Annotated in this window: 12 protein-coding genes and 1 tRNA gene; 4 read left to right on the top strand and 9 right to left on the bottom strand. The window is 70.2% G+C overall.

Features of this window, described 5'->3' with window-relative positions:
* Positions 1–26 precede the first annotated feature (26 nt).
* Positions 27–503 (top strand): GNAT family N-acetyltransferase, encoded by a 477-nt coding sequence (locus tag AB0D18_RS16195; protein ID WP_362417771.1) that lies wholly within the window; start codon positions 27–29, stop codon positions 501–503.
* A 62-nt stretch (positions 504–565) separates the two neighbouring features.
* On the opposite strand, the gene AB0D18_RS16190 is transcribed toward AB0D18_RS16195, so the two are convergent.
* Positions 566–1,204 carry a PadR family transcriptional regulator gene (locus tag AB0D18_RS16190; RefSeq protein WP_362417768.1) on the bottom strand — a complete coding sequence of 213 codons (639 nt, stop codon included), beginning with the start codon at positions 1,202–1,204 and terminating at the stop codon, positions 566–568.
* Between the two features lie 128 nt (positions 1,205–1,332).
* Between AB0D18_RS16190 and AB0D18_RS16185 the strand changes: the two genes are divergently transcribed.
* Positions 1,333–2,271 carry an ATP-binding cassette domain-containing protein gene (locus AB0D18_RS16185; protein WP_362417765.1) on the top strand — a complete coding sequence of 313 codons (939 nt, stop codon included), beginning with the start codon at positions 1,333–1,335 and terminating at the stop codon, positions 2,269–2,271.
* 101 nt (positions 2,272–2,372) lie between these two features.
* Entirely contained in the window at positions 2,373–3,119 is a 747-nt protein-coding gene (locus AB0D18_RS16180; RefSeq protein WP_362418220.1) for an ABC transporter permease, read from the top strand.
* 309 nt (positions 3,120–3,428) lie between these two features.
* Here the strand turns inward: AB0D18_RS16180 and AB0D18_RS16175 are convergent.
* The 7 genes from AB0D18_RS16175 to galU all read right to left on the bottom strand — a co-directional run bounded on the left by AB0D18_RS16175 (position 3,429) and on the right by galU (position 9,729).
* A tRNA-Ala gene (locus AB0D18_RS16175) sits at positions 3,429–3,502 on the bottom strand.
* 111 nt (positions 3,503–3,613) lie between these two features.
* Complete coding sequence (gene glpR, locus AB0D18_RS16170) at positions 3,614–4,996, bottom strand: gephyrin-like molybdotransferase receptor GlpR (protein WP_362417762.1); 1,383 nt, start codon at positions 4,994–4,996, stop codon at positions 3,614–3,616.
* Positions 4,997–5,180: 184 nt separating this feature from the next.
* The gene (locus AB0D18_RS16165; RefSeq protein WP_362417759.1) at positions 5,181–5,783 is read right to left on the bottom strand and encodes a GNAT family protein; all 603 of its coding nucleotides are present in this window, start codon (positions 5,781–5,783) and stop codon (positions 5,181–5,183) included.
* A gap of 17 nt (positions 5,784–5,800) precedes the next feature.
* On the bottom strand, positions 5,801–6,394 hold the full coding sequence (locus AB0D18_RS16160) for a MogA/MoaB family molybdenum cofactor biosynthesis protein (protein WP_362418217.1): 594 nt from the start codon (positions 6,392–6,394) through the stop codon (positions 5,801–5,803).
* Between the two features lie 434 nt (positions 6,395–6,828).
* Entirely contained in the window at positions 6,829–7,314 is a 486-nt protein-coding gene (moaC, locus tag AB0D18_RS16155; protein WP_362417757.1) for a cyclic pyranopterin monophosphate synthase MoaC, read from the bottom strand.
* Between the two features lie 153 nt (positions 7,315–7,467).
* Positions 7,468–8,823: a gephyrin-like molybdotransferase Glp gene (gene glp, locus AB0D18_RS16150; RefSeq protein ID WP_362417754.1), complete on the bottom strand. Its 1,356-nt coding sequence runs from the start codon at positions 8,821–8,823 to the stop codon at positions 7,468–7,470.
* Between the two features lie 3 nt (positions 8,824–8,826).
* Positions 8,827–9,729: a UTP--glucose-1-phosphate uridylyltransferase GalU gene (galU, locus tag AB0D18_RS16145; protein WP_362417751.1), complete on the bottom strand. Its 903-nt coding sequence runs from the start codon at positions 9,727–9,729 to the stop codon at positions 8,827–8,829.
* A 103-nt stretch (positions 9,730–9,832) separates the two neighbouring features.
* On the opposite strand from galU, the gene AB0D18_RS16140 reads away from it, so the two are divergent.
* On the top strand, positions 9,833–10,453 hold the full coding sequence (locus AB0D18_RS16140; protein WP_362418214.1) for a 5-formyltetrahydrofolate cyclo-ligase: 621 nt from the start codon (positions 9,833–9,835) through the stop codon (positions 10,451–10,453).
* Between the two features lie 24 nt (positions 10,454–10,477).
* Here the strand turns inward: AB0D18_RS16140 and AB0D18_RS16135 are convergent, their stop codons facing one another.
* On the bottom strand, positions 10,478–13,348 hold the full coding sequence (locus AB0D18_RS16135) for a penicillin acylase family protein (RefSeq protein ID WP_362417748.1): 2,871 nt from the start codon (positions 13,346–13,348) through the stop codon (positions 10,478–10,480).
* Positions 13,349–13,488 lie beyond the last annotated feature (140 nt).

The raw sequence follows: 13,488 nt of genomic DNA, 5'->3' as shown, positions 1-13,488 counted from the left end.
CGCACCCCACTCGTACTCTCGTACGCATGGACATCAGACCCGCCGCCTACGACCACCCCGACGCCGTCAAGCTCAACGACCAGGTGCAGCTCGAATACACCGAGCGCTACGGCGACGGCGACCTGACCCCGCTCGATCCCGCCATGTTCGCCCCGCCCCGCGGCCTCTACCTGATCGCGTACGACGACCAGGGCTTCCCCGTCGCCACCGGCGGCTGGCGCACCCAGGACGCGGGCGAGGAGAACTACGCGGACGGCGACGCCGAACTCAAGCGCATGTACGTCATACCGGAGGCCCGCGGCAAGGCCCTGGCCCGCCGCATCCTCGCCCTCCTGGAGGCAGACGCCCGCACGGCCGGCCGCACCCGCATGGTGCTGGAAACCGGCACCGAACAGCCCGAGGCGATCGCCCTCTACCTGTCGAGCGGCTACCTCCCCGTGGAGAAGTTCGGCCTCTACCGCCACACCGACGAGAGCCGCTGCTTCGCCAAACCGCTCGCCTGACCCACCCCACCGGACCCGCCTCACCGGACGGGCCCCACCGGACAGGCCCCGACGGAGACGCCCTACCGGCGGTCCTCCGGATGCGGCCCCGTCGCGAACGGATTCAGCTCGCCGTCCGCCAGCACCCCCACGAACGATTCGCCCTCACCGGCGAAGGTGTACGCACCGCCCTCGATCCGCCCGATCAGGCTGCGCGTCCATTCCGCGCCGCTGTCGGCCATGTGCACCCACATGTTCATGATCTCGCCGATGTGCCCGAGCTGTGCGGGCCCTTCCTCCGGCGTGTAGTACTCGGTGACTCCCGCTCTCCACTCCTCAAGCCCCTTGATCCGCTGCTTGAGGAGCGAGACGGCCTCCTCCCGCGGCAGGTCGACGATGAACCCGACACCGGCCGAGAGCACGTCGGTCTTCTGATCGTGCGAGGTCAGGGCCTCGCGCAGCAGGGTGAAGTATTCCTCGCTGCCCTTGTCGGTGATCTCGTACTCGACCCGGGGCGGGCCGCCCGCGGTGCTCGGCGCGATCTCGTGCGCGACGAGGAGTCCCTGCTTGGCCATCTGCTTGAGCGCGTGATAGATCGATCCCGGCTTCGCGTTGGACCACTCATGGGCGCCCCAGAACTCCAGGTCATTGCGTACCTGGTAGCCGTGCGCCCGCCCGTGCTGGCGGACCGCACCGAGGACCAGCAGCCGGATCGCTGACATGAGCGGCACCCTTTCTCGTCAACTTGGATCACCGTAGACCGTATCAGTAGTCAAGCTTGACTAATCAAGAGCCCGGGCGTATCTTTCCCGGCGTAGTCAAGTTTGACCACTGTTTTGAGGAGAGCGCTTTGTCTGACCACGATCTGGCGATCGTCGTCGAAGGACTGCGGAAGAAGTACGGGGACAAACAGGCCCTCGACGGCCTCGATCTCACTGTCCGGCGCGGAACCGTCCAGGCCGTCCTCGGGCCGAACGGCGCCGGCAAGACCACGGCCGTCCGCATCATGGCCACCCTTCTGCGCCCCGAGGAGGGCCGCGTCGAGGTGGCAGGCATCGACGTACGGACCCGGGCCGTCGACGTGCGCTCGCGAATCGGACTGCTCGGCCAGCACGCCGCCGTCGACGAGGAGCTCAGCGGCCGCCAGAACCTGGAGATGTTCGGGCGGCTCTACCACCTCGGCGCCCGCCGCGCGGGCACCAAGGCCGACGAGCTCCTCGAAAGGTTCGGGCTCACGGACACCGGCAAGAAGGCGGTCAAGCAGTACAGCGGCGGCATGCGGCGGCGGCTCGACCTCGCGGCCTCCCTCATCCCCGAACCGCAGGTGCTCTTCCTGGACGAGCCCACGACCGGGCTCGACCCGCGCGGCCGTACGGAGGTGTGGAACGCGGTCCGTTCCATGGTCGGCGACGGCACGACCGTACTGCTGACCACGCAGTACCTGGAGGAGGCCGACCAACTGGCCGACCAGATCTCGGTGATCAACCACGGGAAGGTCATCGCGGAGGGCACCGCGGACGAGCTGAAGTCCAAGACGGGCGGCGACCGCATCGACGTGGTCCTGCACAACACGTCCCAACTGGCGCTCGCCGCCTCGCTCCTGCCCGGCGGCACGGTCGTGGACGAGGACCGGCGGCTGGTCAGCGCCTCGGTCAGCGACCGGATGGCGGCGCTGACCGAGACCGTCCGGGCACTGGAGACGGCCGGCATCGAGGCGGAGGACATCGCGGTACGGCGGCCGACGCTCGACGAAGTCTTCCTGCACCTCACGAAGGAGGACGTGGCATGAGTACGGCACACGACGTGAGCGCGCCGCACCACACGAGCACCAACAGCACCACGGTCGGCACCGGTTCGAAGCTGAGCTGGGCTGCCGCCGACTGCTGGACAATGACCAGGCGCGAGCTGGCGCACTGGGCGCGGCAGCCCGTGCAGGTGGTCGTCGGGCTGGTCTTCCCGGTGATGATGCTGCTGATGTTCAGCTACCTGATCGGTGGCGGACGGAGCGTCGAGGGGGACTTCAAGGACTATCTGGTCCCCGGCATGCTCACCATGACCATGGCATTCGGCCTTGAGGCGACGATGCTCTCGGTCACCCAGGACCTCGGCAAGGGGGTCATCGACCGGTTCCGGGCCATGCCGATGACCTCGGGCGCGGTCCTGGTCGGACGGAGCGTCGCCGACATGCTGCAGTCGGTGGTCGGCCTGACCGTGATGATCGCGGTCGGCTACGCGATGGGCTGGCGCTGGCACACCGGATTCGCCTCCTTCCTGGGAGCGGTGGGCCTTCTCCTGCTGCTGCGGTTCGCGATGCTGTGGATCGGCATCCACCTGGCGATGGTCGCGGGCAAGCCCGAACTGGTGCAGGCGGTACAGATCCTGGTGTGGCCCGTCAGCTTCCTCTCCAACGCGATCGCCTCACCGGAATCGATGCCGTCCTGGCTGGGCACGGCGGTGGAGTGGAACCCGATGTCCGCGACGGCCACGGCGGTACGAGGCCTCTTCGGCAACCCGGGTGCCACAGGCGACTCCTGGGCCGCCACCCACGCCGAACTGCTCGCGGTGGCCTGGCCGTTGGCCCTGGTGGCAGTGTTCTTCCCGCTGGCGGTAAAGCGATTCAGGGACCTGAGCCGCTAACCGCACCCAATGACGACCGGGAGCCCCGCCCCCGACGGCCCCCGGACACGCAGAAGTCCCGCCCGATCCATCAGATCGGGCGGGACTTCTGCTTACTGCCTGACGGTCATGCCTGACGGTCATGCTCACCGTCACCAACCTGGCCGTCTGGGAAACCCCCTGGCCCACCGAACGGGCCGGCCCGAACGAACTCAGTGACCCGACCCCGTACGACAACTCCAGCCCGCCCGCGCATGCAGACCTCCCGACAAGCCCAGAAACGACGAAATCCCGCCCGATCAAAATGATCGGACGGGATTTCGGTTGTTGTGGACCTGTGGGGATTTGAACCCCAGACCCCCTCGATGCGAACGAGGTGCGCTACCAGACTGCGCCACAGGCCCTTGCAACGAGTAGAACTCTAGCACCTCTTCCGGGGTGCTCGGTAATCCGTTCCGGCCGCCCGCTCAGGCCCCCCACCTGCGGCGGGACTCCCGGTGGGCTCGTCGGGTGGGTCACTCGTTGGCGGCGCGGGGCCGCTCGTCCTCGTCGTACTGGTCGAAGAGCGGGGTACGTCCGTGGTCTCGCGAGCGGCGCCCCTGCTGCGGGCGCTGACGGCGCGGCGCCGAGTCGTCGGCCGCGGAGGCCGACGAGGGTGACGAGGGTGACGAGGCCGCGGGGCCCGCCGGGTCGGCGGTGCTTGAGCGGGCGGCGCTCCAGGTTCCGGGGGCGCCGAGGTCGAGGTCGCCGGTGGCGCGCGGTGCGACCGGGGCGGTCACGTACGTGGGGAGCGGGACCGGTACCGGCTCCCAGCTCTCGCCGCGGGCTCCGCCGCGCTCACGCTCGCGCTGCTGGTCGACCCACTCGGCGTGGTCGGTCTGCTCGACCAGGGCGCGGCGGCCGGCCTCCTGCGGGGAGACGGCGGGAGCGGGCTCCGGCTCGGGCCGCTCGTCGGCTTCGGTGCGCTGGTGCGAGTGGTGCGAGTGGTGCGAGTGGTGTGGGCGGTGTGGGCGGTTGCCCTGGTGCTGGTCGGGCGACTGCCCCTGCCCCTGCACTGCGGGGCCGCGGACCAGCTGGGTCCGCTGCTCACGCAGCCGCTGGGCGGCGAACTCGGCCCGGCGGCGGTCCATGGTGAAGGCGAACCGGCGCTTCTCGTGGCCGCGCAGATGCACGATGTACGCACTGAGGAGGACGGCCGGGATTCCGGGCGCCCACAGGTAACGGAGCCCGCTGACGGCGGCAACGATCGCACCGAGGGTGAAGGCGGCGAAGAGCAGCCCGGTGGTACGGCGGCGCCGGGCAAGGACCTTGGAGCGCCGGGCCCGCTCGGCAGAGGCCGGGGAGGGCTGCGCGGGCGCGGCGGCACGGGGGCGGCGGGACTGGTCGCGGGCGGGCTCGTCACGTACCGACTGGTCCCTGGCCGACTGGTCCCTGGCCGACTGATCCCTGGCCGACTGGTCGCGGGCCGACTGGTCGCGGGCCGACTGGTCCCTGGCTGACTGGTCCCTGGCTGGGGCCGACTGGTCCCTGGCGGGCTGATCGCGCACCGGCTCACGGACCTGTTCCCGCGACTGCTCGCGTGCTGCCGGACGTTCGGTCCGGGACGGGGGTGCCGCGAAGGCGCGGACGTCGACCGAGTCGGTCATCGGGTCCGCGTTGCCGGGGTCCTCGGGGTTGCCGTCCGCCGTACCGTCCTGGCCATCGGCCGGGCGCTGCTGGAGCTCCTTGGCGTACCGGCGCTCCATCGCCGCCCGTCCGGACAGGAGCCGGATGGCGGTGCTGAAGCGTTCCGTCGGACGGGCCTCGTTGAGTTCGTCCTGCCTGCGGAGCCACATCGGCACCAAGTAGGCGGCCCAGGCCCCGACAATGACTGCGTAGATCAGGCCGCTGCTGCTCACACCCCACACCGTAGAGGGGCCTGGAGGGGGCCATCGGCCAATTGGGCCGGTGTGTCGGACGTATCTGTCTGATATTCCGAACTTTTTTGACGTCCGGGATTGCGACCACGATCGAATTCGAACATTTATTTCATTCTTTAGGTGTCACCGTTTGGGTGTCATGACTGGATGGCATGGCTGGATGTCACGGCTGGGATGCGGAGCGCCGGCGCCACCGGCCGAGAACGCCGTCCGGGACGACCTCCTCCGAGGTCAGGGCGAAGACGAGGTGGTCGCGCCAGGCGCCGTCGATGTGCAGATAGCGCGGGCGCAGGCCCTCCTCTCGGAAGCCGAGCTTTTCGACGACGCGGCGGCTGGGGCCGTTCTCCGGGCGAATGCAGACCTCTATGCGGTGCAGTCCGACCGTACGGAAACAGTGGTCGACGGCGAGGGCGACGGACGTCGGCATGACGCCGCGGCCGGCCACGTCGCGGTCCACCCAGTAGCCGACGTGGCCCGAACACATCGAGCCCCAGGTGATCCCGGCGACCGTCAGCTGGCCGACCAGCCGGCCCTGGTACTCGATGACGAAGGGCAGCATCCGGCCGGCGTTGGCCTCCGCGCGCAGGTGGCGGACCATTTGGCGGTACGTCGGCCGATGGGCGACCGGGCCGGTGGGCAGGGGTGGCGGAACGGTCGCTTCCCAGGGGCGCAGCCACTCGCGGTTGCGCCGGTTGACCTCGCGCCAGGCCCGCTGGTCACGCAGTTTTATCGGGCGGAGGGTGACGTCCCCGTCCACCAGGTCCACGGGCCAGGCGGAGCCGTTCAGTTGATGCTCCCGGACGGCCCGGTGGGATCGGTCGGCCCGACCGGATCGGACGGGCCGGTGGGGCCGGTGGGGCCGCTGGGGCCGGTGGCCTTCGGGTGGTCGCCGCCGCGCAGCTGGTCGACGGCGTGCCGCAGGATCCGGCCGAGGACGGCGAGGCCGTCGCGGACCCCGCCGGTGGAACCGGGCAGGTTGACGATCAGCGTCGTGCCGCTGGCCACTCCCGCCAGTCCACGGGAGAGCGCGGCCGTCGCGACGTGCGGGCGGCCCTCGGCGCGGATGGACTCCGGGATGCCGGGGATCTCGTAGTCGATGACGCGACGGGTGGCATCGGGCGTGCGGTCGGTGGGCGAGATGCCGGTGCCGCCCGTCGTGACGATGACGTCGTACGCGAGGAGGACGCCGTCGTGCAGGGCCGCCTCGACGGGGTCTCCGTCGGGCACGACGCGGGGGCCGTCGACGATGAAGCCCATCCGGGTCAGGCCCTCGGCGACGAGCGGGCCGCCCTTGTCGGCGTAGACGCCCGCGGAGGCCCGGTTGGAGGCGGTGACGACGAGCGCGCGGTACGGGCGGAAGTCCGGCCCTGCGTGCATCGGCTCTCCCGGCCCCTGCGGCTGGTAGCCCGGCTCGGAGACCGGGCCCGGCACCATGCCCGGGTGCGCGTGCGCCTCGGAGGTGCGGCGCTCATCGGTGGCGGTGGGGGCTTCGGGGGCGAGGACGGTGACCCGGTCGGCGGAGCCGGTCGCCGAAGGCGGGGAGGCGACCGGCAGGCTGTCCGCCAACGGGGCGGCAGGCAGGCTCTCCGCGAACGAAGCGCCGGGCGGGCTGTCCGTGAGCGGGGCTCCGGGCAGGCTGTCCGCGAGCGAGGCTTCGGGCAAGCTGTCCGTGAGCGGGGCTCCGGGCGGGCTCTCCGCGAGCGGGGCTCCGGGCAAGCTGTCCGCGAACGAAACGCCGGGCAGGCTCTCCGCGAGCGGGGCTCCGGGCAGGCTGTCCTCGAGCGGGGGTGGGGTGCTCATGAGCGGGTTCGTCATGAGCGGTTCCAGTCGCCGGACTTGCCGCCGGTCTTCTCCTCGACGCGTACGTCCGTGATGACCGCGCCCTTGTCGACGGCCTTCACCATGTCGATGACGGTGAGGGCGGCGACGGCGACGGCGGTGAGGGCTTCCATCTCGACGCCCGTACGGTCCGTGGTCTTGACCGTGGCGAGGATCTCGACCGCGTCGTCCGCGACCGAGAGGTCGAGCTTGACGCCGGACACGGCGAGCGGGTGGCAGAGCGGGATCAGGTCGGGGGTGCGCTTGGCGCCCATGATGCCCGCGATGCGCGCGGTGGCGAGAGCGTCGCCCTTGGGGACTCCCTCGCCACGGAGGAGCTCGATCACGCGCGGCGCGACGAGAACGCGTCCGCTTGCGCGGGCGGTGCGGGTGGTGACGTTCTTCTCGGAGACGTCAACCATCCGGGCCGCGCCGGCCTCGTCGATGTGCGTCAGCCCGGTCGGGCCCGGAGGGCTCATGGGGCCGGGAGGGCTCGTCGGCCCGGGAGGGCTCGTCGGGCTGCCCTGGCTGCCTTGCGTACTCATTAACTCCGCCTCGCGTTCCGGCGCCGGTCGTTGCCTCGGCAGTCGTTGCCACGGCGCAGCGGCAGACACCGTACCGCCACCGGCCCATTACTGGGTGAGCAGGACCACCTCGACTTCCGTGCCCGGTGCCACCTCAATGGTGTCCTCGGGAACGATCAGCAGCGAATCGGCGTGCGCGAGGGCCGCGATCAGGTGGGAGCCGGAGCCGCCCACAGGCGTGACCGTGCCTGCCTCGGCGTCGTACACCGCGCGCAGGAACTGGCGCTTGCCAGCGGGTGAGCCGAGCGGTTCGTCCGCGGTGAGGGTGGCGCGGACGGTCGTGCGGTGGACGTCCTTCAGACCCATCAGGGCCCGGATCACCGGACGGACGAACAGCTCGAAGGAGACGTAGCTGGAGACCGGGTTGCCCGGGAGGGCGAGCAGCGGGGTGTGGTCGGGGCCGATGGAGCCGAAGCCCTGCGGCTTGCCCGGCTGCATGGCCAGCTTGCGGAAGTCGACACCGCTGCCCGGCTCGTCCTCGTCGGCGGCCGAGGAGAGGGCCTCCTTGACGACGTCGTACGCGCCGACGCTGACGCCGCCGGTGGTGACCAGGAGGTCGGCGCGGACGAGCTGGTCCTCGATGGTGGCGCGCAGTTCGTCGGCGTCGTCGGTGACGGCGCCCACGCGGTAGGCGATGGCGCCGGCGGCGCGGGCCGCGGCGGTCAGGGCGAAGCTGTTGGAGTCGTAGATCTGGCCCGCGGCCAACTTCTCGCCGGGCTGGACCAGTTCGGAGCCGGTCGACATGACGACCACCCGCGGGCGCGGGTGGACCAGGACCGTGGCCCGGCCGATCGCGGCCAGCAGGCCGATCTGGGGCGGGCCGAGCACCGTACCGGCTTCGAGGGCGGTGTCACCGGCCTTGACGTCGCTGCCCACCGCGCGGACGTGCGCGCGGTCCTTCGCGGGGCGGTGCACCCGGACCTCACCGGTGGAGTCCTCCGGATTGGCACCGGCCGCGCGCATGGTGGTGGCGGGGCCGCCGCCGCTGCCGCCGTCGGTCCACTCGACCGGAACCACAGCCTGTGCCCCGGGGGGCAGCGGGGCTCCGGTCATGATGCGGGCGGCCTCCCCCGGACCGACCGTGAGCACGTCGGCACCGCCGGAGCCCGCCGCCACGTCGCCGATGACGGTGAGCACGGCGGGGAACTCCGTACTCGCGCCGGCGACGTCGGCCACCCGGACCGCGTACCCGTCCATCGAGCTGTTGTCGAAGGGTGGGAGGGCCACGGGGACGGTGACGTCCTCGACGAGTACACAGCCCTGGGCGTCCGGGAGTTGGAGCTCGATGGGCTCCAAGGGGCGGACCGCGCCGAGGATGTCGTCGAGGTGCTCGTCCACCGACCAGACGTGGTCGGGGCCGTGGCCGCCGTCGGTGGTGGCGGGCTGTGCTTCGGTGGTGCTCACTTGCTACATCTCCTCGGTGACGTAACTGCGAAGCCAGGTCTGGAAGTCCGGGCCCAGGTCTTCACGTTCGCATGCGAGTCTGACAATCGCCCGAAGATAGTCCCCGCGGTCCCCGGTGTCATAGCGCCGGCCCTTGAAGACCACGCCGTGGACGGGGCCGCCGACCTTCTCGTCGACGGCGAGCTTCTGGAGGGCGTCGGTGAGCTGGATCTCGCCGCCGCGGCCCGGCTCGGTCTCCCGCAGTATCCCGAAGACGGCCGGGTCCAGGACGTACCGGCCGATGATCGCCAGGTTACTGGGCGCCTCGGCGGGCTCCGGCTTCTCGACGAGTCCTGTGACCCGTACGACGTCGCTCTCGGAGGTGGCCTCCACGGCCGCGCAGCCGTAGAGGTGGATCTGCTCCGGGTCGACCTCCATGAGGGCGACGACGCTGCCGCCGAACTGCTCCTGGATCTCCACCATGCGGGACAGCAGCGGGTCGCGCGGGTCGATCAGGTCGTCGCCGAGGAGGACGGCGAAGGGCTCCTCGCCGACGTGCGGGGCGGCGCACAGGACCGCGTGCCCGAGGCCCCTGGGGTCGCCCTGGCGGACGTAGTGCATGGTCGCCAGGTCGCTGGACTCCTGGACCTTCGCCAGGCGGCCCGCGTCGCCCTTCTTGGTGAGGGCGGACTCCAGCTCGTAGTTGCGGTCGAAGTGGTCCTCAAGAGGACGCTTGTTGCGGCCGGTGACCATCAGCACGTCGGACAGGCCGGCCGCGGCGGCCTCCTCGACCACGTACTGGATGGCGGGCTTGTCGACGACCGGCAGCATTTCCTTGGGCGTCGCCTTGGTGGCGGGCAGGAAGCGCGTGCCGAGCCCGGCGGCCGGGATGACAGCCTTACTGATCCTGGGGTGAACCTGAGTCATGCCGGAACGATATCGGCTGGCCACTGACGGAAGGTCGGCTTCCAGCCTTTTTGTTGATGTACGAGCGAATTGTGAAGGGCAAGTGACCGTGAGCGATGCCGAGATGACGGACCGGGCGGCGGCGAAGACCGCACTGCGGCGCGAACTCCTGGACCGGCGGCGCCTGTTGTCCGAGAGGGACGCACGGGAGGCCGCTGCGGTTCTCGCCGGACACGCACTGGAACTGCCCGAACTGACCGGGGCCGGCACCGTCGCCGCGTACGTCTCGATCGGCCGCGAGCCCGGCACGCGCGTACTGCTCGACGCACTGCACGCGCGCGGGGTGCGGGTGCTGCTGCCGGTACTGCTGCCCGACAACGACCTGGACTGGGCGGCGTACGAGGGCGAGAAGGGGCTTGTGAGGGCCGGGCGGGGGCTGCTTGAGCCGGCAGGGCCCCGGCTGGGCGTGGACGCCGTACGCGAGGCCGGAGCGGTGCTGCTGCCGGGACTCGCGGTGGACGGGCACGGGATGCGGCTGGGGCGCGGCGGCGGGTCGTACGACAGGGTGCTGGCCAGGCTGGAGAGCGCGGGCCCTTCGCCGTCGCCACGCGCGCGCGTGGCGACGGCCGCGCGGCTCGTGGTGCTGCTGTACGAGAACGAGGTGGTCGCGGAGGTTCCGGCGGAACCCCACGACCACCCCGTGCACGCGGTGGTGACGCCCGGCGGCGTCCGGCGCTTCGGCTGAAGCGCGCCCTGCGGACTACTGGGCCTACTGCTCGCCCGGTGTGACCTCCTGGCCCGGCTTGAGGACCAGGGTGTCGACGGTGCTCTTGTCGACGGCCGCCTTGCTGAAGGACCAGTCGAGCAGCTCGCCCTTGGCCCACTTGTCCGTCTGATCGGTGTAGTTCGGGCTGTACGCGTGGCCCGAGGCTCCCGTCAGGTTGATCCAGCGGGACTTGTCGAGGGCGCCCAGATTGACCACCATGCGCATCGACGGGACCCAGACGACCTCGTAGCCGCCCGCCGCGTTCCAGCCGGTGGCGTTGACGGCGGCCTCGCCGCCGCCCAGGTTCCACGGGCCGCGGTTGAGCAGGTACTGGATGAAGCCGGGGCCCTCGGTGCCGAGGGTCTGGTTCTTCAGCGTGAGCTGGTGCAGTCGGCCCCAGTTCCACGTCTTGATGTTCTTGCCGAGCTTGGCGGTGAGCTCCCAGCGGGCGTCCTCCATGGCCCGTGCGAACAGCTCGTCGCGGGTCGTGGTGGCCTTGTCCGTACGGGAGGCGGGCGAGGACCACCAGTCGTTCTTCTCGTCCTTGACCAGCTTGCGCACGACCTCGAACCAGCGGTCGCCGCCGTCGGGCTGCGCCGAGTCGCCGTCGCGCTCGCCGCACTCGCGGGTGGGCTTGGCGAGGTCGTCGACCGGGCCGGAACCATCGGCTCCGCGGACGTACAGGCACTGGCCCTTGACCCGGAGTTCCTTCGGCATCTTGTTGCCGAACGCCAGCTTCAGGATGTTGCGCCACACGCCGTTGAAGTAGGCGGCGGCGGCCGAGTCGGACTCCTGGGTGTAGTCCCAGCCCTCCAGCAGCTTCTGCGCCTCACGGATGTACGGGTCGGAGACGTCGATCTTCAGCAGGTAGGGCGTCAGCAGCTTGGCGATCTCGCTGCTGTTGTCCATCTGCATGGTCCGCATGTCGTCCGAGCTGATCTTGCCGCCGTCCTTGGTCTTGGACTCGATCAGGTCGTTGATGCGCTGGCTGCGGGCGCCGTAGCCCCAGTCCTCGGTGAGCAGGTACGGGTACTTCTTGGTGTCGATCACGGCCTGGTTGGCGGTGACGATGTAGCCGCGCCCGGGGTTGTACTCGTAGGGCATCTCGGACTGCCGGATGAAGCCCTGCCAGCCGTTCTTGGACTCCCAGCCCGCGGCGGGCAGGCGGCCGTCGCGGCCGCCCTTGCGGATCGGGATGGTGCCCGGCGCCTGGTAGCCGATGTTGCCCGCGGTGTCGGCGTAGATCAGGTTCTGCGACGGCACCTCGAAGTGGGCGGCGGCGGCCCGGAACTGGGTGAAGTTCTTGGCGCGGTTGAGCTCGAAGACGGCGTCCATGGACTTGCCCGGCAGCAGGGCGGTCCACTTCAGGGAGACCGCGTAGCCGTTGCCGCGGTCGGGGGCGGCATTGGTGACGGGCGCCTTCTGGCCGACCGACTCCAATTCGCTGTTGCGGTCGGAGACCAGTGGGCCGTTCTCGGTGGAGCGGACGGTGATCTTCTTGGGCTCGCCACCGGCGACCTTGATGGTCTCCTCGCGGGTCCTGAAGGGCTTCTCCCGGCCGTCGTACAGGTACGTGTTGTTGGCGCCGACCTTCTCCAGATAGAGGTCGGTGACGTCGGCGCCGAGGTTGGTCATGCCCCAGGCGATGTCCTGGTTGTGGCCGATGACCACGCCGGGCATGCCCGAGAAGGTGTAGCCCGCGGCGTCGTACTGGCACTGCGCGGAGACCTCGCGGCAGTGCAGGCCCATCTGGTACCAGAGGGACGGCATCTGCGGGGCGAGATGCGGGTCGTTGGCGAGGAGCGGCTTTCCGGTGGTGGTCTTCGATCCGGAGACGACCCAGGAGTTGGAGCCGATGCCGTTGCCGCTGGGGCCGAGCAGGGCGGGGACCTTGTCGAGGGCGTTGGAGACGCGGGAGAGCTGGGACTGGAGGCCCTGAGTGGCGCTACCGGCGGAATTGCTGGTTCCGACACTACTCTTGTGAGCACCCGCACCGACGCTGTTGCCACCGGACCCGACACTGTTGCCACCAGCGCCGACGCTGTTGGCGCCGCCGCTGTTGGTACGTGTGCCGCCGGTGCCGTTGCTCGTACCGTTGCCGCTGCTGCCGCCGCTCGTCCTGGCCAGGTTCTCCTCGACGATCGGCTTGTGCCGGTCGAAGGGGTACTGCGGGTACAGGTCGGCGATCTGCTTCTGGTCGAGGCGGCTCGTCATCAGCGAGCGGTCGATCTCGTCCTGCATGTTGCCGCGCAGGTCCCAGGCCATCGCCTTGAGCCACGCCACCGAGTCGACCGGGGTCCACTCCTCGGGCGTGTAGTCGTTGGTGAAGCCGAGGGCCGCGTACTCGACGGAGATGTCCTTGTTGGGCCGCCCCTTGAGGTACTGGTTGACGCCCGCCGCGTACGCCTGGAGGTACCTCTTCGTCTCCGGCGACAGCTTCTTGTCGTACTCCTCCTGCGCGACCTGGCGCCAGCCGAGCGTACGGAGGAAGGCGTCGGTCTCGACCTGTCCCGAGCCGAACATCTCGGAGAGACGGCCCGACGTCATGTGACGGCGGACGTCCATCTCCCAGAAGCGGTCCTGCGCCTGGACGAAGCCCTGGGCGCGGAAGAGGTCGGTGTCCGAGGAGGCGTAGATCTGCGGGATTCCGTTGGCGTCGCGCTTGACGTCGACCGGTCCCGCCAGACCGTCGAGCGTGAGCTCGCCGCTGGTCTGCGGGAACGAGGCTCGCACGGTACTGACGCTCCAGTACGTGCCGTAACCGACCCCCGCGACGAGTCCCAGCACCAGCACGATGACGAGCAGGCGGGCGCGGCGCCCCTTCTTTTTCTTCCCTTGCGGGGCAGCGGAAGGGGCGGGTGTGGTGGCGGGCATCGCTGTCCTTCGAGGGGCAGGGTGGTCCTGGAGTGCTGGAGCAACCATAGGCGCAGCCCCGTACCGCTCCTGACTCGGTCTCCGGATGCCCTCTATGAGGCAGTTGGGGAAAGGCGTTAAGGAAGCGTCAAAGATTAGGT

This window comes from Streptomyces sp. NPDC048442, assembly GCF_040651475.1.
In the GTDB taxonomy this organism is placed as follows: Bacteria; Actinomycetota; Actinomycetes; order Streptomycetales; family Streptomycetaceae; genus Streptomyces.
Note: the sequence above shows the minus strand (reverse complement) of the source record. Positions and strands in the feature narration are given on the sequence as shown.

Bases quoted from the DNA above. Each gene is read 5' to 3' on its own strand.
- AB0D18_RS16140 (WP_362418214.1), top strand. From the start codon at position 9,833: ATGACGGACCGGGCGGCGGCGAAGACCGCACTGCGGCGCGAACTCCTG.
- AB0D18_RS16190 (WP_362417768.1), bottom strand. From the start codon at position 1,204: ATGTCAGCGATCCGGCTGCTGGTCCTCGGTGCGGTCCGCCAGCACGGG.
- AB0D18_RS16180 (WP_362418220.1), top strand. From the start codon at position 2,373: ATGACCAGGCGCGAGCTGGCGCACTGGGCGCGGCAGCCCGTGCAGGTG.
- galU (WP_362417751.1), bottom strand. From the start codon at position 9,729: ATGACTCAGGTTCACCCCAGGATCAGTAAGGCTGTCATCCCGGCCGCC.
- AB0D18_RS16160 (WP_362418217.1), bottom strand. From the start codon at position 6,394: ATGCACGCAGGGCCGGACTTCCGCCCGTACCGCGCGCTCGTCGTCACC.
- moaC (WP_362417757.1), bottom strand. From the start codon at position 7,314: ATGAGCCCTCCGGGCCCGACCGGGCTGACGCACATCGACGAGGCCGGC.
- AB0D18_RS16135 (WP_362417748.1), bottom strand. From the start codon at position 13,348: ATGCCCGCCACCACACCCGCCCCTTCCGCTGCCCCGCAAGGGAAGAAA.
- AB0D18_RS16195 (WP_362417771.1), top strand. From the start codon at position 27: ATGGACATCAGACCCGCCGCCTACGACCACCCCGACGCCGTCAAGCTC.